The organism is Geobacillus zalihae NBRC 101842, assembly GCF_001544135.1.
Lineage (GTDB): Bacteria > Bacillota > Bacilli > Bacillales > Anoxybacillaceae > Geobacillus > Geobacillus zalihae.
This window is the reverse complement of sequence record NZ_BCPV01000016.1, coordinates 1-21,588: the sequence shown is the minus strand read 5'-3', so window position 1 is coordinate 21,588 and position 21,588 is coordinate 1. Positions and strand designations below refer to the sequence as shown.

The 21,588-nt window shown below is 53.6% G+C and carries 19 protein-coding genes and 1 pseudogene; 12 read left to right on the top strand and 8 right to left on the bottom strand.

All coding sequences use genetic code 11. The annotated features are described in order from the left end of the window. Positions 1–80: 80 nt before the first annotated feature. Both GZ1_RS06770 and GZ1_RS06765 read right to left on the bottom strand, forming a co-directional pair. Positions 81–260, bottom strand: coding sequence for a type II toxin-antitoxin system antitoxin (locus tag GZ1_RS06770; RefSeq protein WP_013522935.1), 180 nt, complete (start codon positions 258–260; stop codon positions 81–83). 15 nt (positions 261–275) lie between these two features. Then, on the bottom strand, positions 276–1,121 hold the full coding sequence (locus tag GZ1_RS06765; protein ID WP_060788170.1) for an SPFH domain-containing protein: 846 nt from the start codon (positions 1,119–1,121) through the stop codon (positions 276–278). Between the two features lie 273 nt (positions 1,122–1,394). Between GZ1_RS06765 and hutP the strand changes: the two genes are divergently transcribed. From hutP to GZ1_RS06735, 7 genes and pseudogenes are all read left to right on the top strand, one after another. After that, positions 1,395–1,841, top strand: coding sequence for a histidine utilization transcription antiterminator HutP (gene hutP, locus GZ1_RS06760; RefSeq protein ID WP_060788169.1), 447 nt, complete (start codon positions 1,395–1,397; stop codon positions 1,839–1,841). Positions 1,842–1,959: 118 nt separating this feature from the next. Continuing rightward, positions 1,960–3,474: a histidine ammonia-lyase gene (gene hutH / locus GZ1_RS06755; RefSeq protein ID WP_060788168.1), complete on the top strand. Its 1,515-nt coding sequence runs from the start codon at positions 1,960–1,962 to the stop codon at positions 3,472–3,474. Between the two features lie 276 nt (positions 3,475–3,750). Continuing rightward, on the top strand, positions 3,751–4,437 hold the full coding sequence (locus GZ1_RS06750) for a TerC family protein (protein WP_060788194.1): 687 nt from the start codon (positions 3,751–3,753) through the stop codon (positions 4,435–4,437). 24 nt (positions 4,438–4,461) lie between these two features. Further along, positions 4,462–5,394, top strand: coding sequence for a D-2-hydroxyacid dehydrogenase (locus tag GZ1_RS06745; RefSeq protein WP_060788167.1), 933 nt, complete (start codon positions 4,462–4,464; stop codon positions 5,392–5,394). A 294-nt stretch (positions 5,395–5,688) separates the two neighbouring features. Beyond that, positions 5,689–5,865: pseudogene (locus GZ1_RS19840) on the top strand (response regulator transcription factor); the annotation flags it as partial. Between the two features lie 230 nt (positions 5,866–6,095). Beyond that, a complete protein-coding gene (locus tag GZ1_RS06740) occupies positions 6,096–7,232 on the top strand; it encodes an amidase domain-containing protein (RefSeq protein ID WP_033005045.1) in 1,137 nt (378 codons plus the stop codon). Positions 7,233–7,314: 82 nt separating this feature from the next. Beyond that, positions 7,315–7,653: a hypothetical protein gene (locus GZ1_RS06735; protein WP_020754366.1), complete on the top strand. Its 339-nt coding sequence runs from the start codon at positions 7,315–7,317 to the stop codon at positions 7,651–7,653. 141 nt (positions 7,654–7,794) lie between these two features. Here the strand turns inward: GZ1_RS06735 and GZ1_RS06730 are convergent, their stop codons facing one another. The 4 genes from GZ1_RS06730 to GZ1_RS06715 all read right to left on the bottom strand — a co-directional run bounded on the left by GZ1_RS06730 (position 7,795) and on the right by GZ1_RS06715 (position 11,516). Beyond that, positions 7,795–8,517, bottom strand: a complete 723-nt coding sequence (locus GZ1_RS06730; protein WP_020754365.1) for a LutC/YkgG family protein — start codon at positions 8,515–8,517, stop codon at positions 7,795–7,797. Beyond that, positions 8,514–9,944, bottom strand: a complete 1,431-nt coding sequence (locus tag GZ1_RS06725) for a LutB/LldF family L-lactate oxidation iron-sulfur protein (RefSeq protein WP_020754364.1) — start codon at positions 9,942–9,944, stop codon at positions 8,514–8,516. Before GZ1_RS06725 ends, GZ1_RS06730 begins: the two co-directional genes overlap by 4 nt. Positions 9,945–9,961: 17 nt before the next feature. Beyond that, positions 9,962–10,681: a lactate utilization iron-sulfur protein LutA gene (lutA, locus tag GZ1_RS06720; RefSeq protein ID WP_015373915.1), complete on the bottom strand. Its 720-nt coding sequence runs from the start codon at positions 10,679–10,681 to the stop codon at positions 9,962–9,964. Positions 10,682–10,790: 109 nt separating this feature from the next. Continuing rightward, positions 10,791–11,516 (bottom strand): FadR/GntR family transcriptional regulator, encoded by a 726-nt coding sequence (locus GZ1_RS06715; protein ID WP_033024674.1) that lies wholly within the window; start codon positions 11,514–11,516, stop codon positions 10,791–10,793. 310 nt (positions 11,517–11,826) lie between these two features. Between GZ1_RS06715 and GZ1_RS06710 the strand changes: the two genes are divergently transcribed. From GZ1_RS06710 to GZ1_RS06700, 3 genes are all read left to right on the top strand, one after another. After that, positions 11,827–13,500, top strand: a complete 1,674-nt coding sequence (locus GZ1_RS06710; protein ID WP_020754360.1) for an L-lactate permease — start codon at positions 11,827–11,829, stop codon at positions 13,498–13,500. A 105-nt stretch (positions 13,501–13,605) separates the two neighbouring features. Next, a complete protein-coding gene (gene glcD, locus GZ1_RS06705; protein ID WP_060788166.1) occupies positions 13,606–15,018 on the top strand; it encodes a glycolate oxidase subunit GlcD in 1,413 nt (470 codons plus the stop codon). Beyond that, positions 15,015–16,379 carry a (Fe-S)-binding protein gene (locus GZ1_RS06700; RefSeq protein ID WP_060788165.1) on the top strand — a complete coding sequence of 455 codons (1,365 nt, stop codon included), beginning with the start codon at positions 15,015–15,017 and terminating at the stop codon, positions 16,377–16,379. Before glcD ends, GZ1_RS06700 begins: the two co-directional genes overlap by 4 nt. Before the next feature lie 114 nt (positions 16,380–16,493). On the opposite strand, the gene mreBH is transcribed toward GZ1_RS06700, so the two are convergent. Then, entirely contained in the window at positions 16,494–17,501 is a 1,008-nt protein-coding gene (gene mreBH / locus GZ1_RS06695) for a rod-share determining protein MreBH (RefSeq protein WP_060788193.1), read from the bottom strand. A gap of 335 nt (positions 17,502–17,836) precedes the next feature. Next, positions 17,837–18,289: a C40 family peptidase gene (locus tag GZ1_RS06690; protein WP_015373921.1), complete on the bottom strand. Its 453-nt coding sequence runs from the start codon at positions 18,287–18,289 to the stop codon at positions 17,837–17,839. A 347-nt stretch (positions 18,290–18,636) separates the two neighbouring features. Here GZ1_RS06690 and GZ1_RS06685 point away from each other — a divergent pair, with 347 nt between their 5' ends. After that, positions 18,637–21,090, top strand: coding sequence for a putative bifunctional diguanylate cyclase/phosphodiesterase (locus GZ1_RS06685; protein ID WP_060788164.1), 2,454 nt, complete (start codon positions 18,637–18,639; stop codon positions 21,088–21,090). A 1-nt stretch (position 21,091) separates the two neighbouring features. Next, positions 21,092–21,463, top strand: a complete 372-nt coding sequence (locus GZ1_RS06680; protein WP_013144260.1) for a DnaJ family domain-containing protein — start codon at positions 21,092–21,094, stop codon at positions 21,461–21,463. Positions 21,464–21,588 lie beyond the last annotated feature (125 nt).

Below are 21,588 nucleotides of genomic sequence, written 5' to 3'. Positions count from 1 at the left end.
TCGAAAAAGAGCTCTACTATCATTATATTTCGGCAACAAATGCCCATGACTGAAAAACAAAAGAAGCCAGCCGTCATCGGCTAGCTTCCTTGTTTTGGATCGTTTTTTCCTTTTCCGAGCCGTCCAGCGCGCTTTGCCGCCTCCCGCAGCAAATACTCGATTTGGGCGTTGACGCTGCGAAACTCGTCTTGCGCCCATTGCTCTAGTATGGCGTACAGGTCATAATCAATGCGCAAAGGGAATTGTTTTTTCTTTGTCATTGCACTCCACAACCATTAGTATAGACTGCCGGTATTGATCACCGGCTGGGCGGCGCGTTCGGAGACGATTGCCACCATCAAGTTGTTCACCATTGCGGCTTTTCGTTCATCATCTAACTCTAAAACGTTTTCTTTGTCAAGCTGTTCGATCGCCATGCGCGCCATCGAGACGGCGCCTTCGACGATCTTTTTCCGGGCGGCCAAAATGGCGGCGGCTTGCTGGCGTTGGAGCATGGCGCCTGCGATTTCCGGCGAATAGGCCAAGTGGGTGAGGCGCGCTTCCATCACGTCGACTCCGGCAATGCGCAGCCGTTCTTGCAATTCTTGGGCAAGCTCATCGGAAATGACATCCGCATTGCCGCGCAGCGTGATCTCGTTGTCGTCTTCAAACGTGTCGTATGGATATTTCGTTGCGACATGGCGGATGGCCGCTTCGCTTTGAATCTCAACAAATTGTTCATAATCATCAACGTCAAACACCGCCTTGGCTGAATCGATGACGCGAAAGACGACGACGGCGGCGATTTCAATTGGATTGCCTTGAACATCGTTCACTTTCAGCTTCTTGCTCGTGAAGTTGCGCACGCGCAGCGATACTTTCTTTCGAACGGTGAGCGGCACGGTGAAAAACAGCCCGCTGTCGCGAATCGTGCCAAAGTAGCGGCCGAAAAAAATGATCACTTTTGCTTGATTCGGCTGAACGATCGTGATGCCAGTCGCCAAGAAGGCGGCAAGGGCGAAGCAGAAAACGGCCAATAAGAGCTGCGCTTGAATGAGGCTGACAAAACCAGCCAGAACGAAAAGAGCGATGCATCCGATGCCGATAAATCCATCCATGCGCCATGCTTCTTGTTCTCTCATAACCTATCCCCCTAATAGTGTCAATTTGATACTTATATGATATCATATAATCAAAAAAATGGAAACCGGAATTGATCATGGTAAGACGAGAAGAGGGAGTCGCCCATAGTTCGCCACGAGGCAGATGTTTCTAACTATTTTCCATCCAGAAGCATAAAGGCGATCGTTCAGCCTGTTACTGTTTTAATGAACTAAAAAATGGAAATTTATCATTGACATCGCTTTCATTGTCATCATACAATAGAAAAAAAGACCAATAGGTGTGTAGAAGCCATGGAAACACGACAAGCGCGCATCGGCCGGCTGGCATTGCTGCTGGCGATGCTGGACGAGGGAGAGGAAGACCTGATCCTCAACCAGCTTGAGGCGCTCGCTTGGCGCTATTGCCAAGGGCGGGTCGGGGCGATGGAGCCGCAAAAAATCGTCGCGGCGATTGAGACGGCGGCAAAGCGGCATGGAGTGGTGGACGGCGGCTTGTACCGCGAGATGCACGCCTTATACCATGCGATTTTAGAGGCGGTGCATGGCGTGACGAGAGGGCAGGTAGAGCTGGGAGATTTGTTGAGAACCGCTGGCCTTCGTTTCGCCGTCGTGCGCGGCATGCCGTATGAACAACCGAACGAAGGGGAATGGATCGCTGTCGCCTTGTACGGGACGATCGGTGCCCCGGTGCGCGGGCTTGAGCACGAGGCGGCGGGGCTTGGAATCAATCATATATAAGCACGCTCCATGCCTAGAGCGATGAGTCATGAGGAGGCGAACACTGCCATATGGCAGGCCGCCTCCTTTTTATTTGCCCAGGCGTTCGATTAGGAAAACAAACGAAGGGGATGGAATGATGATCGTATTGACCGGACATACATTGACAATCGATGAGGTAAGACGTGTTGTCTATGAGCGGGAGCGGGTGGCGGCTGCGGAGGAAAGCATGAGGGCTGTCGAGAAAAGCTGCGCGGCAGTGGAGCAAGCGATCTCCAACGGCCGGACGATTTATGGCGTGAATACCGGTTTTGGCAAACTCGCCGATGTGCGCATTGAAGGAAGCGACCTTGAACAGCTGCAAATCAATCTTCTTCGCTCGCACGCCTGCGCGGTCGGCGAGCCATTTGCCGAAGATGTCGTGAGGGCGATGCTTCTTTTGCGGGCGAATGCGTTGTTGAAAGGGTATTCCGGCGTGCGTCCGGCGGTCATTGAGCAGCTGCTCGCGTTTTTGAACGCCGGCATCCATCCGATCGTGCCGCAGCAAGGTTCCCTCGGCGCGAGCGGCGATTTAGCGCCGCTCGCCCATTTGGCGCTGGCGCTGGTCGGCGAGGGTGACGTGATGTACGAAGGGCGGCGGATGTCTGCTCATCAGGCGCTCTCAAAAGCAGGGATTTCGCCGCTTTCTTTGCAAGCGAAGGAAGGGCTGGCGCTTATTAACGGCACGCAGGCGATGACGGCCGTCGGAGCCCTTGCTTACTTAGAGGCGGAACAACTGGCGTATGACAGTGAATGGATCGCGGCGCTGACGACTGAGGCGCTTTATGGCATTGTGGACGCGTTTGACGCCCGCATCCACGCAGCCCGCGGGTTTCAGGAACAGGCCGAGGTGGCGGAACGGCTGCGCCGCTACTTAGCTGGCAGCCAACTCACAACAAGGCAAGGGGAGCGGCGCGTGCAAGATGCGTACTCCATCCGCTGCCTCCCGCAAGTGCACGGAGCGTCGCTTAGGGCGCTTCGTTATGTGAAGGAAACGCTTGAAATCGAAATGAACGCTGCTACGGACAATCCGCTTATTTTTGCGGACGGGACGGTGCTCTCTGGCGGCAACTTTCACGGCCAGCCCGTTGCGATCGCCATGGATTTGTTGAAAATCGCGGTGGCGGAGCTGGCCAACATCAGCGAACGCCGCATCGAACGGCTCGTCAATCCGCAGCTTAGCGAAGGCTTGCCGCCGTTTTTAAGCCCACAGCCTGGCTTGCAGTCGGGAGCAATGATTATGCAATATGTCGCCGCTTCGCTCGTATCGGAAAACAAGACGCTCGCCCATCCGGCCAGCGTCGATTCGATTCCGTCATCGGCCAACCAGGAAGACCATGTCAGCATGGGAACGACCGCCGCCCGCCATGCGTACATGATCGTGCAAAACGCTCGAAAAGTGTTGGCGATTGAGCTCATTTGCGCTTTGCAGGCGGTGGAGGAACGCGGCATCGAGCGCATGGCCCCGTCAACGCGGCGGTTTTACCATGAGGCGCGCCGCATGGTTTCCTCCATTACAGCTGACCGCGTCTTTTCCAATGACATTGAAGCGGTGGCTGCGTGGTTGAGCGAAAGGGCAAAACATCACTCCCTCCGCGATGAAACGAAAGCTTAGAAAAGGGCAAAGCATAGTGGGCGTAGAGGCATGGGAGCGTTCAAGGATAGGTGTTTGAAAAAATGGCAGTGATATAGACCTTTTCCGCTAGAGATAGGGAAGCAGTCATCAGTGAAGATGGTTTGCTTCCTTCACTTTTTCTGCGAAGTTCGGACGATGCAGAGAGCCTTTCCCATATTGGTTAGGGCGAGAGCATGGACAGACTATTCGACAGTTGTCCCCCAGTCGAATTTGCAGTATGATGAAGAAGAAAGGCAAAGGGGAGGGGGGCTTTTGTTGACTATTTCTGCCGCGGCGCTGTTGGCGTTATGGAAGATTATTGCAATTGATATCATTTTGTCGGGGGATAATGCGGTCGTCATTGCGATGGCGACGCGCCGGCTGCCGAATGACCAGCGGAACAAAGCGATCGTATGGGGAACGGCGGGGGCGGTGCTGCTCCGCATTTTGTTTGCGGCGGTCATCGTCTTTTTGCTCAACATCCCGTTCGTTCACTTCGCCGGAGGGTTGCTGCTTGTCTGGATCGCCTATAAAGTGCTCGTTGAGCGGGAGGAGGAGGCCAATGTGCAAGCGGCGGACCGTTTGCTGAAAGCCATCATGACGATTATCATCGCCGATGCGGTCATGAGCTTGGACAATGTCGTCGCCGTCGCCGGGGCGGCGGAAGGGCATCTTGGCATGCTGGCGCTTGGGGTGGCCATCAGCATCCCGATCATGATTTTTGGCTCAAAAGCGATCGTGCGTCTTATGGAAAAACACCGCTGGATCGCGTATGTCGGCTCCGGCATTTTGGCGTGGACGGCCGGAAAGATGATGGCGGGGGATGAAGGGGTGCTTCATTGGCTTCATCTTTCTTACGGCCCGTTCGTTTATGTGGTTGCCGCCGGCGTGACAATTGTGGTATTGGCGGCCGGCTATATCACGAATAAAAGAGCTGAGCGTGAGGAAGGTACATTGATTTGAACGGTTGAGGGGTGGTTTGACGTCATGGACATCCAACGCATTCTTGTGACAGGAAGGCTTTATGCCGAGCTTGCCGCCCTTCTTCCGGACAAGCGGCCCGATAAAGCGTTTCGCTTTGTGGCGGAAGAAGAATTGACGGCCAATGATTTCGCCTGGGCGGATGCGTACGTCGGCTTTCGTCCGGCCGGGCCGTTTTCGCTCGCCAATTTGCGCTGGGTGCATTCGCTCGGCGCGGGCGTTGACGCGTTTTTGTGGAAGCGGGAATGGAAGAAGAACGTGTTGCTGACGCGGACGGTCGGCTCGTTCGGCGAGCAGATCGCCGAATATTGTCTCAGCTACTTGCTGCGCGACGCCCAATGCCATGACGTGTATGCATGGCATCAAGAGCAGCGGCAATGGAAGCCGTTCGCTCCGAAGCGGCTTGGCGAACAGCGGGTTGTCATTTACGGGACAGGCGAAATCGGCCGGCGCATCGCGGAAACGCTTCGTTTATTTGGGGTTTCCCCGATCGGCGTCTCGCGAAGCGGCCGAGACACGCCGCCGTTTTCGGTTGTTTACCGCCATGAAGAGGCGGGGGAAGCGCTTGCCCGTGCTGATTGGGTGATCGCGGCCCTTCCACTCACCAAGGAAACGCATCATCTCTTTGACGAGACGTTTTTTGCCTGCCTGCACAATGCAGGCTTTATCAATGTCGGCCGCGGCGCGACGGTCGAGGAGACGGCGCTTGTCGGCGCGCTCGAAAATCGAAACGTCCGCCTCGCGGTGCTTGATGTGTTTGAAGAAGAGCCGCTTCCGCCGCACTCGCCGCTTTGGGTTCATCCGAATGTCATCATCACTCCGCATATCGCGGCGCTCACGTCAGCCGAAGACGCCGCCCAAAGCATTTTAGACACGCTCCGTTGCATCGAAACCGGCGAACCGCTTGCCAATGCGGTCGATGTCAGCCGGCAATATTGAAGGAAAAAGGTGTCTCAAAAACAATGGGACGCCTTTTTTCTATAGCATCATTGTGAAAAGAAGAAGGAATGTTAGAAATCCTGTTGAAATTTACAGAAAAAGCCATCTAAAAGCCTACGGTTTCAATCGAGGGATGAAAGCCGGCATTGCTCGGCAATCCCTCAAGAGGATGGCTTCGAGCCACCATTTTTCTCTTTCGGTGTGGAATCTCAAAAGAAAAGGGGGCGAAGCCATGCCCACGATTACACTCAGGCTGGAGCGGCACAACCTAACGAAAGTTGCCAAATTTGTTCATGCAATAAAGACATTGCCAAAAAACATCACACGAGCCAACGAACGATAGAAAGACGCTTATCGCGCATCTTCACGAAGCTGCATGTATCTTCGAGGGTAGAAGCCGTGGAAAAAGCAAAACAATTAGGGTTCATTCCAGAACTTCATATGTTGTTAACGTCTTCATCTGATAGGTGAGGGAGTTTTCTTTTTGAAGTCCGCCATTTCGTGTCGGTATTCCGCCAAAAAATGGCGGGGTTCCGACACAAATTGGCGGTGAAAAAATGATCGTGTTGATTTATATTAAAAATTAAACCACTAAGGAAGGGGGATCGATAAATTAGGGTGACTTCGAGATATCTTTTTTATAAACTGACTTGGTGTTGATATGGTGATGAAAAATGGTGTAGAGGGGGAGAGTGAAGGTTATGTTTCACCCATTACACTTGAAACGATTGGTCATTTCACTGATTGTGTTCGTAGGAGGACTAACGAGTCTGTTCATTTCAGGAGGCAGCTTGGCTGGAGCTGCTAACTTAGTGGTAAATCCTTCAAATGATAGTGATCTTGCTGCTGTGAAGCAGAAGGTTGTCCATGCTTTAGAGGCTCGATGGCAGTTGATGATTGATCCGCAAGTGAACGTGAAACGGTTTTATGATCCGAGTGTTTCCGAACAAGAGGAAAGCCGTGAGCGTGCTTACGTAAGAAGGCACTACTTGGAACCTGCTTATCGTGCTGGATTTCGATATTCAAATGTGGAGGTTCACCCTGTTTTTGAAAGTGTTGAGATCAATGGTAAAATGGCTAAGGTCCGGGCCCTGGTTTCTGTTGAGTATGAGTCCGTGTTTCCGGGATCGAATGAATCTGTGATCACCAAAGAGGCTAACATTCCTTATTCGGCTACATTGATCAAACGTGATGGAGATTGGCTGATTGTTGGGATGAACTACCAAGATACGTATTCGAAAAGAGGACAGGAAAACGTGCGGAAGGTTGGGGCATCGGGTTCAGAGACTCCACCTATCTCAATCGCTGGAGGCGATGTTGTCATTCAAGGTTTTTACACCTACTACTCTCGCCAAGGAGCTGTCAACTACGCGAATCGATGGTGGAATGGGCGTAACCCGAAATACCGATCTTTTTCGAATGACTGCGCTAATTTCGTGTCTCAGTCGTTCTACGAAGGAGGCTCCGCTCGGCAAGCTTGGGCGGAACCGTATGTTTGGTGGTACAATACCAAAGGAACTTCAGGGACCGGGGATGACGCATGGACTTACAGCTGGTCCGTGGCCCACGATCAAGCGTATCATCTTTCCCGCAACAATGAGACAGATGAGCATCGCGGCACATACGTTTCCAGGGCAACTGATTTGCAATTGGGTGACAGCATATATTACGATTTTGACGGTGATGGCATCTTGGACCACAGCGCGATTGTCGTTGAGATCAGGAATGGTCAACCGTATGTCAACTATCATACCAATGATACGTACCATCGCTATTGGGATTTGGGGGCCAAGACGACCCGGTTCCTCCATGTGACAGATTACTATTGGGTGAACTAAATGGGAAATCGCGATGGATGATCAATCCATTTGGCCGTCAACGGGCTAATTCCAAAGCTAGTATTCTACGGGAGGGGATGAAGTGCGTATAGGCATCCCGCTAGTTTTGCTCCTTGTCATGATTTTCTTTTCAGGTTGTGAGCAACAACAGACGGTCCCAGGGTATGACGATATTCCCCTGCACCCAAAGGCGAGTGACATTCGTTCGGTGGATGAACGGGTGGAGTTTGTTGTTGCGTCTTCTTCGGCGGAGGAAGTGGCTGACTATTATCTTGACGAATTGGAGAAACGTCAATGGACTCAAGTTGACCGGTGGGGGTCAGCTTTTGTGTATGAGAAGAAGGGAAGGCTGATTTTGCTGGTCGTTACGGATGTGAAAAATCACGCGAAAGTGTCTGTCAGTCCGTTCCATCCGAATTGATCAAGACGTCAAACCGTTGCGAACAACCATTTTCGCTGCATCGAAACCGGCGAACCGCTTGCCAATGCGGTCGATGTCAGCCGGCAATATTGAAGAAAAAACGGTGCCCCATGATCAAGAAAGGGCACCGTTTCGTTTTGGTCAGCGGTCGGTGACGACGATATACGCCGCTTTCATCGGGCCGTGGACGCCGACGACTAAGTTCATTTCAATGTCAGCCGAGTTGCTCGGCCCGGTGATGAAGTTGATGCACGACGGGACGAGGCCGCCTTTTTCAATTTGTTCATGAATGGCCGCCGCCGCTTGCGTCATGCGCGGCACGACCGTGCTTTTCGGGACGATGGCGATATATGTTTTCGGCAAAAAGTGAATGGCCCGCCCTTGTTCATTGCGCGAAAACAAAACGACTGTCCCTGATTCCGCCAGCGTGATGTCGCTGAAGGCGATGCCGACGTTCGCCTGCTCGGCGGCGTCAATGTTTTGGCGGCCGAGCGCCGGATTCCACGTATGGACGGCGGTTTGCTCGGCGGGCCATTCGTCTTGAAGCAGAGCGGACAGCCCATACTCGGCAAAGCGCGGGTCATCCGGCACGATGACCGGGCCGCCGCCGTAGGCGGCCACTTGCCGCCTCAGCGCGCCGGCAAGTTCGGCGCTTGTCGTTTCGATATAATCGGTATGGATCAATCCGCATTGTTTTTGCAGCACGTTCAGCAAGTCGTCTTGGCTATAGCCGGCAAACACTGTCCATTGCGGCGCACAGTCCCATTGCGGCCGGGAGACGCCGGACAGGCGCGGGGCTCTTCCAAGGCGCTCGGCGATGGTTTGCAAAAACGCATCGCGGTTTTGAATGGTGCCACGCGTCATGATGGATTCCCTCCTTTTTGGCGTGTTTGGAACCAGTCACGGAACCGTTCTTTGCTCGGCGCCGGAAATTCGCGGCTTTCCGTCCATGCTTTCAGCGGCCCGGGTCCTTTTGTGACGCGCCCGTCCTCTACAAACGGAGCGAAGGCGCTCGGTGCGAATTTCGTGCCGAAGCGGTAGAGCGACGATGAGGCTGTCCCGAGGCGGAACGCTTTCATCGCCAGTTTTTCTGCGACCGGCGCTTTTCCTTCCCGCTCGACGATGATTTGGCGATGCTTGATGAGCAGCTCGTGAAGCGGGATTTTCACCGGGCACGCCTCGGTACAGGCGGCGCACAGCGAGGAGGCGTACGGAAGCTCCTTGTAGTCGTCGTAGCCGCCCAACAGCGGCGACAATACCGCGCCGATCGGGCCGGAGTAAATCGAGCCGTACGAATGGCCGCCGATATGGCGATATACTGGACAAACGTTGACGCAAGCCGCGCAGCGGATGCATTGCAATATGGGCTGGAATTCCGTCCCTAAAATCGAGGAGCGTCCGTTGTCAACGATGACGAGATGGAATTCTTCCGGACCGTCAGCGTCTCCTTCGTCGCGCGGACCGGTGAGAACGGTGATGTAGCTCGTCAGTTTTTGCCCGACGGCGCTGCGTGTCAACATACTCACAAGCACTTCCATCTCCTCAAACGTCGGAACGATCCGCTCCATCCCCATGACGGTAATTTGCGTTTTCGGCAATGCGGTCACCAAGTCGGCGTTGCCTTCGTTCGTGACGAGCGTGATCGAGCCCGATTCGGCGATGGCGAAGTTGCACCCGGTGATGCCGATGTCAGCGGTCAAATAGTCGCGCCGCAGCATCTCACGGGCATGGCGGGCGAGTTCAACCGGATCGGACGACTTCGTATAGCCGAGCTTGCGGCGGAAGACGTCGCGGATTTGCTCTTTGTTTTTATGGAGCGCTGGACCCACGATATGCGACGGCGGGTCATGGTCATCGATTTGCAAAATGTATTCGCCAAGGTCCGTTTCGACCACTTGGCAGCCGATGGCTTCGAGCACCGGGTTTAAGTTGATTTCTTCGGTCACCATCGATTTTGATTTGACGATTTTTTTCGCCTGTTTTTCCAAGGCGATGCGGCGGATGTAGTCGTTCGCTTCTTCAGCCGTCTGGGCGAAAAAAACGTGGCCGCCTCGTTTGGCAACGTTTTCACTGAGCTGCATTAAATAATAGTCCAAGTTTTCCAGCGTATGCTTTCGGATTTGTTCGGCGAGCGAGCGCCACTCCTCCCAATGGCCGAGCTCTTCGATGACGCCAAGCCGCCGCACATAGCCGCGGTCTTGCATGCCGGCGACCGCCCCGCGCATAAAATCATTTTGCAAGTTTTCCTCGACCCGCTTCCAAAACGGACCGTTTTCAATTTTCATCGGCATGTCCGAGTCCCCCTCTCTTACTTTTGTTGATTGAGCACTTCGGCGATATGCATGACGCGAATCGGTTTGCCAAGCCGCCCGATGCGGCCGCCGATGTTCATTAAACAGCCGCAGTCGGCGCCGATTAAATAGTCTGCTTCCACCTCTTCGATATGCCCGATCTTTTCATCGACCATTTGTTCGGAAATCGGCCCCATTTTGACAGAAAATGTGCCGCCAAACCCGCAGCACTGGTGGGCGTTCGGCAGCGGAACGAGCTCAAGCCCTTTGACATGTTCCAACAGCCGGAGCGGTGCGTCTTTCACGCCAAGAAGGCGGGTCATATGGCAAGACGTATGGTACGTCGCCCGCCCGTGAAGCGAGGCGCCGACATCTTCGACTTTCAGGACGTCAACGAGAAATTGCGTCAGCTCGTACGTTTTCGCTGCGAGCCGTTTCGCCTCCGCTTCCCATTCCGGGTCGCCGTGGAAAATGTGCGGATATTCTTTTAACATCGCCGCGCACGAGCCGGATGGGGTGACGACGTAATCAGCGTGGGCGAACGCGCGCATCATCTGTTTCATGGCTTCTTTTGACTCTTTGACATAACCGCTGTTATACGCGGGCTGGCCGCAGCACGTTTGCGCCTCCGGAAAATCAACCTCGCAGCCGAGCCGCTCGAGCAGTTCGACGGTCGCTTTGCCGGCATTCGTGTAAAAGAGGTCGATGAGGCAAGTGACAAACAACGATACTTTCACTTCTTCTCCCTCCTGTTTTTTGGGGATGGGTGAGCAGGTCATCTGATGACTATATGTCTATTATAAACCATTTTTTCAGATTCGTAGCTCTTTTTTGCAAAAAACGCACTCAGTTTGGCTGCTGAGTGCGAATGTAGCGGCGCAATACGTTTTCGACATTGGTCAAATGTTCAAGCATGCGCGCCCGGGCGGCGTCCGGATTTTGGTCGCGAATGGCTTCGAAAATCGCTTGGTGTTCGGCAAGCAGCTTTTCGGTCGTCGTTTGTTTCGAAAACAGCCAAATGCGGCGCGTTTCCCGCATCGTTTCAACGATCATGCCGGAGACGCTGTTCATGATGCTTGTGAGCATCGGATTTTGCGACGCCTCGGCGATGGCCATATGAAACGCCCAATCGGCCTTCTCCCCAAGCTCACCGCTGCCGATGCCTTCTTTCATTTGCCGAAGCGCTTGTGCCATCGCCTCAAGGTCGCGCTCTGTCCGTTTGGAGGCGGCGAGCGAGGCGGCTCCTGCCTCAAGCAGCTTGCGCACTTCAAGCAAATGCCAAATATCTTCTTTGTTCATTAAGACCGCCATGGATAACGGAAACGTCATCATCGTCGGATCGAACTCACGGACGTACGTCCCCTCTCCTTGCCGCAGTTCGATCAACCCCATTGCTTTCAAGGCAGTGAGCGCCTCGCGAATGGCGGCGCGCCCAACTTGAAATTGCTCAGCGAGCTGCTGGACGGAATCAAGTTTGTCACCGGGTTTCAGCTCGCCGTTTTTGATCATATCAAAAATCGCTTCGGCCACTTCTTCATAGATTTTTTTCGTTTTGATTCGTTTAAATGCCAATGGTTCCACCTCAATGTTCGGAAGAATGGATTTCCCGTTTTCAAAAGCAATGCATCCGCACTGTCTATTATGATACAGCATAAAGGGGAAGGACAAGCGCTTTTTTGCGGACGGAAAGGAGAAGGGGATAAGAGAAAAAGTTAGAAAAATGAAAAAATACTATTGTCTTTTTTGTTGAGTACTTTTATAATGTGAGACAGACGGCGTTTCTTATCCGGTCATCTGATGACTAGAAGACTAGAATGAAAAGGATGGGCGGACGATCTCGCAAACGCCGCGAAGTCAGGCGCAAAGGGGAGGAGAAAACCGCATGTGGAAGCAGGACTTCACGCCAATCGCCGACCAGCTTTGGTTATCGGCCATTGTTGCACTCATTCCGATTTTGTATTTCTTTTGGGCGCTGGCTGTCAAGCGGATGAAAGGGCATGTCGCCGGGCTGACGACGTTGCTGCTTGCTTTGGTGTTGGCTGTAATCGCTTACAGGATGCCGGCCGGCAAAGCGGTCATGTCGGTGACGCAAGGGGCGGTGTACGGGCTGCTCCCGATCGGCTGGATCATCATTACGTCCGTCTTTTTATATAAGCTGACGGTGAAGACCGGCCATTTTGACATTATCCGCAATTCGGTTGTCTCGCTCACCGAAGACCGGCGGCTGCAGGCGCTGCTCATTGCCTTTTCGTTCGGAGCGTTTTTGGAAGGGGCGGCCGGGTTTGGCGCGCCGGTGGCGATTTCAGCGGCGCTTCTGGCCGGGTTGGGGTTTAACCCGCTGTACGCCGCAGGCATCTGTTTGATCGCCAACACAGCGCCGGTGGCGTTCGGGGCGGTCGGGATTCCGATCATCTCGATGGAAGGGCCGACCGGTGTGCCGGCGATGGAAATTTCGAAAATGGTCGGGCGGCAGCTGCCGTTTTTATCGGTGTTCATTCCGTTCTATCTTGTCTTGATTATGGCAGGATGGAAAAAGACAGTCGAAGTGTTGCCGGCCATTATCGTCTCCGGCGTTTCGTTTGCGCTGACGCAATATTTCACCTCGAACTTTTTAGGACCGGAGCTGCCGGACATTTTGTCCTCGCTCGTTTCGATCGTCGCGTTGGCTGTCTTTTTGAAATATTGGAAGCCGAAAAGCACATTCCGCTTTGCAACGGAGTCGGAAGTGGCGGCCGCTGGTCAAATGGCTCGCATTTCGCATCGCGGCGGGGAAGTATTCCGCGCTTGGTCGCCGTTTCTTGTGCTGACGGCCTTGATCTCGCTTTGGGGCATCCCGCAAGTGAAAGCGGCGCTCACCGGCCATTATGAAGGGACAAACGGCTTGTTGAAGTTGGTCAACGCTATCGGCGTCCACTTGACGTTTATGCCGCCGGTGCCGGGGCTCAACAACCAAATTTTGAACCCAAGCGGCCAACCGATCGCTGCGGTGTATAAGCTTGAGCTGCTCGGCGCGGCTGGGACGGCGATTTTGCTGGCGGCGGTCGTCACCAAGTTCATCATCGGCATCTCGTGGAAAGAGTGGGGCCGCACGTTTGTGGAAACGCTTAACGAATTGAAATATCCGATTGTGACGATCGCTTCGGTCGTCGGCTTTGCCTACATTGCCAACTCGTCAGGCATGAGCACGACGCTTGGGATGGCGTTGGCCAAAACAGGCCCGTTGTTCCCGTTCTTCTCGCCGATTTTAGGCTGGCTCGGCGTGTTTATCACCGGTTCCGACACGTCGTCGAACTTGTTGTTCGGCAACCTGCAAAAAGTGACGGCGGCATCGATCGGCATGGATCCGGTGCTGGCGTTGGCGGCCAACTCATCAGGCGGCGTTGTCGGGAAAATGATTTCGCCGCAATCGATCGCGGTCGCCTGTGCGGCCGTCGGTTTGACCGGCAAAGAATCCGACTTGTTCCGCTTCACGGTCAAACATAGCGTGTTCTTAATCATCTTGATTGGCATTCTTGTTTACTTGCAATCGACGGTATTGTCGTGGATGATTCCGTAACGGCAACGAAGGGGGGACGAGGCTTGGCCGGGATGGAAACGGGCGCCAAGCCCGGCCCCTTTTCCACTGTCGACGAATGCAGACGATGTGGAAAGGGTGAGACCATTGATTCCAAATGAGGCGAAAAAACGGTTGATTCAAGTCGTGGGAGCTGAAAACTACGATGACACGAAAACGGGGCGGCTCGTCTATTCGTATGATGCCACGCCGCAGTTTCAGTCGCTCCCCGATGCGGTCATTGCGCCGCGAACTACCCAGGAAGTGGCGGAAATCGCGAAAATTTGCAACGAGTATCGCATCCCGATCGTGCCGCGCGGGTCGGGCACGAACCTTTGCGCCGGCACGTGTCCGGTCGAAGGCGGGATCGTTCTTCTGTTTAACCATATGAACCGCATTTTGGAAATTGATGAGGAAAACTTAACCGCGACTGTTCAGCCGGGAGTGGTGACGCTTGATTTGGCGAAAGCCGTTGAAGAAAAAGGATTGTTTTATCCGCCGGACCCGGGGTCGATGAAAATTTCAACGATTGGCGGCAACATCAGCGAAAACTCAGGCGGCTTGCGCGGTCTGAAATACGGGGTGACGCGCGACTATGTGCTCGGGTTGGAAGTCGTCCTAGCGAACGGCGATGTTATCCGCACCGGTGGCAAGCTGGCAAAAGATGTAGCTGGCTATGACTTAACCCGTCTGTTTGTCGGATCGGAAGGAACGCTTGGCATTGTCACCGAAGCGACGTTAAAACTTATTCCGATGCCAGAGACGAAGCAGACGATGCTCGCTCTTTATCAAGATTTGGAGGCGGCCGCCCGTTCGGTGTCGAAAATCATCGCCAACAAGATCATTCCAGCGACGCTCGAGTTTTTGGACCAGCCGACATTGGAAGTGGTCGAAGATTTTGCCCGCATCGGCTTGCCGACCAATGTCAAGGCCGTGCTGCTGATTGAGCAGGATGGACCGAAGGAAGTGGTAGAGCGCGATATGAAAAAGATGGCCGATATTTGCCGGGCCGAGCAGGCGGTGTCCGTTCAGCTCGCCCGCTCGGAGGAAGAAGCAGAGGCGCTGCGGACGGCGCGGCGGGCGGCGCTGTCGGCGCTGGCGCGTTTGAAACCGACGACGATTTTAGAGGACGCAACCGTGCCGCGCTCGGAAATCGCCAAAATGGTCAAAGCGATCAACGAAATTGCCGAGAAGTATCAAGTAAAGATCTGTACGTTCGGCCATGCCGGCGACGGCAACTTGCACCCGACCTGTCCGACCGACGCCCGCAATCGTGAAGAAATGGAGCAGGTGGAACGAGCGTTTGAAGAAATTTTCGCCAAAGCGATTGAATTGGGTGGCACGATTACCGGCGAACACGGCGTCGGGGTGATGAAAGCGCCGTATTTGGAATGGAAGCTCGGTCCGGCCGGCATCGCTGCCATGAAAGCGGTCAAGCAGGCGCTCGACCCGAACAATATTATGAATCCGGGCAAAGTGTTCGCCAAAAGCACGAGAAAACGGGTGGTGGTGACACGATGACAACGAAGATAGAACGAGCGCTCATTCAGAAAGCGTTTCAAGAACGGATGGATGAGGATGAACTGATGAACTGTATGCGCTGTGGCTTTTGCCTGCCATCATGTCCGACGTACATCGAATCGGGGCGGCAAGAAGCCCAATCGCCGCGCGGGCGGATTGCGTTGATGAAAGCGGTCGTGGACGGTTTGATTGAACCGGACGAGGAAGTGGAACGAGCGCTCCACTTATGTTTAGGATGCCGGGCGTGCGAACCAGTCTGTCCGTCCGGCGTCCGCTACGGCCATCTGTTGGAAGAGGCGCGTGACATTATCGCCCAGCATAAAAAAATGCCGCTTCCGGTTCGCCTCATCCGCAAGCTTGTGTTTGCCGGACTGTTTCCGCATCAAGAACGGATGCGGAAGGCGACGGCGCTTCTCGGTTGGTATCAGCGCTCCGGCTTGCGGACGCTTGCCCGCAAAACCGGGCTGCTTCGCCTGCTTCCGGCCTCGTTCCGGCAAATGGAGCGCGTGTTGCCGGACGTGCCGACCGCAAAAGAGATGAAAAACCGGCCGCATCGCTTCAACCCAGATGATGCGGTGAAAAAACGGGTCGCCTTTTTCGCCGGCTGCTTGATGGATACGATGTTTATGGTGACAAACGATGCGACGCTGCGTCTGTTGCAGCTCGCCGGCTGCGAAGTCATCATTCCGCCGTCCCAAGGGTGCTGCGGAGCATTGCATGGGCATGGCGGGGAGAAGGAGATGGCGAAAGAGCTGGCAAAGCGAAACATTGCCGCTTTTGAGCAGCTCGACGTCGACTACATTGTGACGAACGCCGGCGGCTGCGGGGCGTTTTTGTTGGAATATGAACATTTGCTAAAAGACGATCCCGAATGGCGCGGACGGGCGGCGGCGTTTGCGGCGAAAGTGAAAGATATTTCCGAAGTGCTTGTCGAGCTGGGATTTCATCAACGGCCGCTCCGCGTGGCGCCGCAAACGGTCACCTACCAAGATTCGTGCCATTTGCGCAACGTTATGAAAACAGCGGCAGCCCCGCGCCGTTTGTTGCGGGCGATTGACGGCGTCGAGTTCCGCGAGATGAAAGATGCTGACCGCTGCTGTGGATCGGCCGGCATTTACAACCTTGTGGAACCGGAGATGTCAATGCAAATTTTAGACTACAAAATGGAAATGGCGAAACAAACGAAAGCGACGACGATCGTGACGGCGAACCCAGGCTGCTTGCTGCAAATGAAACTTGGCATTGAACGGGCCGGGCTGTCAGGAAGCGTCCGCGCCGTCCATATTGTGGACTTGCTGCTTGAGGCCGCCGAGGGAGCACAGGCAGCGCAAGGGGAGGAGCGCATTTGGCAGACGTCCTAACACCACAGTGAGCGGCCTCTTGCGCGCCAGGGATGTCCATAGCCGGTCTAACAAGAACCCCCGCGATGACGCGGGGGCTTTGAGTTGCTTCCATGATTGGGAGTTGGAAATAAGCTACAGCGCTGCATCGAGGCGCTTTGGCATCGCCCGAAGCGCCTTCCCTGTGCCGATGGCGACCGCTTCAGCCGGATTGGGCGCGACATGCACGGGCACGTGCAGTTCCGTGCTCAGCCATTGCTCGATGCCATGCAGCAAGGCGCCTCCGCCGGTGAGCACGACGCCGCGGTCGATGATGTCGCCGCTCAGTTCGGCCGGGCATTCTTCAAGAACAGCGCGAATGGCTTCGGCGATTTGCCAAAGCGATTCTTTGATGGCCGTTTGCACTTCAGTTGGGCTCAACGACACCGCTTTGAGGAAGCCGGTGACAAAATCGCGGCCATGGATCGTCACCGACTGCTCCATGACCGTTCCCGGGGCGCTGCCGATTTCGATTTTCACTTGTTCGGCCGTCTGTTCGCCGATTAGCAAACTGTAGTGCTGGCGGACATATTGCATAATGTCTTCGTCAAGCTGGTTGCCGCCGATGCGAAGCGAGCGGCAGGCAACAACGCCGCCCAACGAGATGATCGCCGCTTCCGTTTTGCCGGCTCCAAGATGAACGACGACGTTGGCGACCGGCTCGCTGACCGGCAAGTCTGCGCCGATGGCGGCTGCGACGGGTTCCTCAATAAACTGAATATGCTTTGCTCCGCAATGTTTGGCGATTTCGTAAAAAGAGCGGCGCTCGACGGAGGTGGCGTGGAATGGGACGCTCATGACGACGTCTGGTTTTTTGAAAGCGAGGCCGAGCTGTTTGCTTGATTGTTTAAAGACTTGCTGCAACAGCGCCTTGGCGCGGTCAAAATCAGCGATCACGCCGTTTCGCAATGGATACGTCACTTCAACATGGGGCGGAGTTTTGCCGATCATTTGTTTTGCCTTTTGGCCGATTGCCATGAGCTTGTCCGCCTGGCGGTTATAGGCGACTGTTGCTGGTTCGTCAAACAGAAGCCCTTTCGTCTGGCTGAACAGCCTGACATTCATCGTCCCTAAATCAACGCCCAGCTGTGAGGAAGCGAACAACGGAAACACCTGCCTTTGTCAAAAATCGATGAACGGACAACCAGTCATCATCTATACCATTCGACAAGAACGGCGGTTTTATGTCCACATTGTCGAAACGAGAGGGAGAAGCTGTTGCGGCTGGGGATCATAAAAAATTTTTTTGTTTTCATGTATAAAAGACGAAAAGGGAGGAAATGAATAATAGCGTAACGTTTTCCAAGTATTCCCCCGATCCCCTATGAATATATATTGGGCCCTTCGGTTTCGGAGGGCCGCTTTTTTTTTTTGGCATAATAAAAACCCCCTGCCTATTAAGCGCGCTTAATATGACAGAGAGCTTTTGCAATGAACCGCTACAGACGCTTGGCTCCGACATATCTTGTTTTCCAATAGCTGCTGTTTAAGCTGTCGATTTTGACACCGCGGGAAACGGCATGAATGACTTGATTGTTCCCAATGTAGATGGCAACGTGGGAGATGCCTTTTGTCTGTTTCGAAGTGTCAAAAAACACCAAATCCCCTGGTTGCAATTTCGATTTATGTACGTATTTTCCTTTTTTATACATTTCTTTGGACGTGCGCGGCAACGTGACGCCGACTTTTTTATGGGTATAGTAAACAAATCCCGAGCAGTCAAATCCTTTTGGCGTTGTGCCACCATACCGATACGGAGTGCCGACCAGTTTTTTGGCCTCGGCGATCAGCCTCGTCTTGTTGGCGGCTGCGTCAGAACTGGAAGTGCTTACAAAGAAGGAGGAAAATAGAACGATCATGGATACGAACAGGAGAGAATACCATTTTTTCATTTCCCCTAACCCCCGACAAAATCTTTTCCGATTCGACGTCTCTCAACTAGAGTATAGCAGAGGAAACTAGACTTGTTTTTTACAGTTGGATTAAATAATGTTACAGCGCCGTTACAAATATAGCACCTCGTCCTAAAGGCTTATACCAATAGATAGATCTTTTCGTTTCGGCCGACCTGGCTTTATGGTCGTAAGCGTGGAAACGGTGTCTCATACCCGAGTCCTATGACCGGTAGATGAATGTCGTAAGCTGTCGAACAAATAGGAACGGTGGAGGGAGGCAGCGCGAAGAATGGTCGTCTTATAATGAAAGCAAAGCGTCGAAGAATCGATGACGGTGATGGAGGATGTCGAATCAACTGGAATATATCTTGTATATTTTTGGCCTTTTTTTAACGGTCGGCGGTGTCTATGTATACGGCCATTGGATGGCAAAACGGCACTGGGGAGGCATCCCATGGCTGGCGGCGCCGAGACTGACTGTTGTGTTTGCCACCGTTTCCTTGCTTTTTTTAGGGGCAGGGATGATCTATATCCATTATGCTGAAAAACAAGAACATCGTGAATATGAGGAAGCCACAAAGCAAATCGCCGGCATGATCGCCGGCGATTTGGCCGCCATGGGGCACGAACGGCTCGATGAAAGGGCGGAACATCTGCCTGCGTATCACACGGTGATGGCGGTGCTGGAGCGTTGGCAACATTATGGCCGCGTGTTGAGCGTGTATACGTTAAAAAAGAATGAACACGGTGAGCTATATTTCGTGGCAGCGCCAGCGACTGACTACAATCGGAACGGCCGCATCGACGGCGAAAAGGAACAAGCGGTTCCACCTGGGACAGTTTACCGCCGCCATTTTCCAGAGATCGAAGAGGCGTTCCACGGCCGGTTTGCGATGGAACAGCATCCGACAACGGATGAATGGGGAAGGAGCATCAGCGCGTTTATGCCGATTCGTCAATCGGACGGGACAGTGGATGCGGTTGTTGGCATCGATTTTGATGCCAAAACGTATGAGCAACATTTGCAACGAGGACGGAAAAAGGCCCTGTGGACGATGATGGCCATGTTTTTGGCGTCAGCGGTTGCCTATTTGCTCGCTTTGCATCAACAAATGGAACGGAAGGCGTTGGCTGTCTATAAAAAAACGCTCGCATCCAACGAGCATCGACTGCGGAGGCTGGCGGAAATGACGACGGAAGGCTTGATCGTCTATGCGGGCGGCAAAATTATCGAAGTCAATGAGGCGGCGTGTCGCTTGCTTGGTTATACAGAAAGTGAATTGGTTCATTTGCCTGTAGATGATCTTGTAGTTCAAGGGTCGATGACAGAAGCTCGCTCGGATGGGGAGCGCAAGCGGTTTGAAATCGAACTGCGCCGAAAGGATGGAACGGTGTTTCCGGCGGAAGTGTTGCAGCGCCGTTACGATTACGAATGGCAAAATGTGATGGTTGCTGCCGTCCGCGACTTGACCGAGCAGAAGCAAAACGAAAGGCGGCTGCAATACTTTGCCAGCCATGATGAACTGACCGGTCTCCCGAACAAGGAAGCGATGTATAAACAGATCGAACAATGCCTCGCCGGCGCTAAACGGAATGGCCAAGAAGCGGCTGTCATGTTTTTGGAAGTGAGCGGCATTAAGACGATCAACGATTTTTACGGCTATGCTGTTGGAGATGAGGTCTTGCTCCAGCTGGCCCGCCTTTGGCGAGAACAGAAAGGAATTATGGTTGGACGTTGGAGCGGAAATGAATTTATCGCTGTGCTGCCGGATAGCGCCAATGAAAAAGCGGAGGAAGCAGCGAAACGGTTGATTGAAGCTGCTGACGAACCGATCGTTGTCAACGGCCTTGAGCTATATGTGACCGTGAACATCGGCATCAGCGTCTACCCAAAAGATGGGGAGGATGCAAAAACGTTGATTCGCAAGGCGGATATTGCCCGCTACGAGGCGCGAAAAAAAGCGGCGAGCGATTTTCTCTTTTTCACGGAGCCGATGGCGATTCGTCTCAATGAAAAGATGGCGATGGAACGCGACTTGCGGCGTGCGCTTGAACATGAGGAATTTGAATTGTACTATCAGCCGCAAATTCGGCTTCACGACCGGCAAGTGATCGGCATGGAGGCGTTGATTCGCTGGCGCCATCCGGAAAAAGGGATGGTTTCGCCGTCATTGTTTATCCCGGTTGCCGAACAGACCGGCATGATCATTCCGATCAATGAATGGGTCATCCGCACGGCTTGCCGGCAAACAAAACAGCTGCTTGACCGGTTTCCGCACTTGTCTGTCTCGGTAAATTTGTCGCCATACGAGTTTGAAAGCCGCCGATTTGTGGATAAGCTCGCCGGCCTGCTCGCCGACACCGGGCTGCCGCCGCACCATTTAGATCTGGAAATTACGGAACGAATGACAATGGATACGGAGCGTGCGCTCGATATTTTGTCAAAGCTGAAGGGGCTTGGTGTGACGATCAGCATGGATGATTTCGGCACTGGTTACAGTTCGCTCAGCTACTTGACGGATTTGCCGATCGATCGGCTGAAGATCGACCGTTCGTTTGTTCAGCATATTCAAGGAAAAAAAGATGTCATCTTGCCGGCGATCATCCGACTCGGGCATAATATAGGTGTAAAGGTGCTGGCTGAAGGGGTCGAAACGGAGACCGAAGCGGCTTATTTGCAAGGAAAACGGTGCGATGAGGCGCAAGGCTATTATTTTTCCCCGCCGCTTCCGTATGACGAGCTCGTCCGGTTCTTAAACGAGCAGCGCGTGAGGCGGCAGGCGCAGGAGCTGAGGTAACATGGACGGATTTTGGCGCATCGCCGAGGAGAAAATTCGCGAGGCGATGAAAAACGGCGAGTTCGACAACTTGCCCGGCTTCGGCAAACCGCTTGAGATTGAAGACCTTTCCCGCATTCCAGAGGAGCTGCGGCTCGGGTATTTGTTGCTGAAAAACGCCGGCTATGTGAGGGAAGAAGCGGAGTTGCGCAAAGAACTTTTGACGCTCGAGGACTTGCTTCGTTGCTGCGAGGATGATGAGGAAAAACGGGAGCTGGAGAAAAAGCGGACGGAAAAACAGCTTCGGTTTGCGGAACTGATGAAGAAACGGGGGCAGACAAACTCGAAGGCATTGCGCGACTACGGGCGGCGCATTGAAGAGAAATTTCGCTAGACGATTCCTTCATATCTTGAGGAAACACGATTGTTTTGCGGGTTTCCTCATTTTTTATGCAAAGATGTCCAAAAAACGGGGAAAATAAGGAAGGAGTAAATGATCGGAAAGGAGGCAGCGCAAAG